The following is a 1039-nucleotide window of genomic DNA, read 5'->3' on the forward strand; positions in this document are numbered from 1 at the left end:
GGAGACCGCGCTGGCGGTGGCCGGGGTCGACATGGCCACCGATCCGCTGAGCTGGCTGACCGGCCCGCCGAGTGACTGGCTCGTCGAGGAGGACGGCGCCGGGGCCGCCGGGATCGCGGTGGACGCGTGCTGTCCGCTGCTGGCGTTCCTGTCCGGCGGGAAGAACCGGCCGGCGATGCTGGCGGAGGTGTGCCGGGCGGCGAGCGCAGCCGGGGCGCTGGAGGTGATCGCCGACGTGGACGCGGATCGCGAAGAGGTCGTCGCGGATCTCGAGGCCGGCGGTTTCCGGCTGCGGCGGAGCCGGGTGATCCATCAGGTGCGTACCCGGGTCTACGGGTAAGTATGAGGGCATGAAGGCAATCGTTTACAGCGAGACGGGTGACCCGTCCGTCCTGCGGCTCGTCGACCGCGAGGTGCCCGAGCCGGGCCCCGGTGAGGTCCGCGTCCGGATTCACACCTCGGGGGTCAACCCGACCGACTGGAAGAACCGCAGCGGCAACGCACGGCCGCTGGAGTATCCGGAGGCGACTCCGCACCACGACGGCGCGGGCGTGGTCGACGCGGTCGGCCCCGGGGTCGACGCCTTCGCCGAGGGGGACCGGGTGTGGACCTACATGGCCGCGCTCGGCCGGCCCGGCGGCACCGCGCAGGAGTTCACCATGCTGCCCACGTCCGCGCTCGCTCCGCTGCCCGACAACGCCTCGTTCGAGCTCGGCGCCTCCCTCGGCGTGCCGGCCGTCACCGCGCACCGTGCGCTCACCGTGGCCGAGAACGGTCCGCGCCGGCTCGCCCCCAAGGCGCTCGACGGCCTGACCGTGCTGGTGGCCGGCGGCGCGGGCGCGGTCGGGCACGCCGCCATCCAGCTCGCCCGCTGGGCCGGCGCCACCGTCATCTCGACGGTCAGCGGGCCGGAGAAGGCGGCGCTGGCCACCGCGGCCGGCGCGCACCACGTGGTGAACTACCGCGAGGGCGACCCGGCGGCGGAGATCAGGAAGGTCGCCACGGAGGGGATCGACATCATTGTCGACGTCGCCGTGGC

At 74.2% G+C, this 1039-nt stretch carries 1 protein-coding gene and 1 pseudogene; both read left to right on the top strand.

What is annotated here, in order from left to right:
- Positions 1-340, top strand: a pseudogene (locus tag AB0M20_RS45545) (acetyltransferase); the annotation flags it as partial.
- Between the two features lie 10 nt (positions 341-350).
- A partial coding sequence (locus tag AB0M20_RS45550) for an NADPH:quinone reductase (RefSeq protein ID WP_364307914.1) occupies positions 351-1039 on the top strand: 689 nt, incomplete at its 3' end.

The organism is Actinoplanes sp. NPDC051633 (assembly GCF_040681735.1).
Lineage (GTDB): Bacteria > Actinomycetota > Actinomycetes > Mycobacteriales > Micromonosporaceae > Actinoplanes.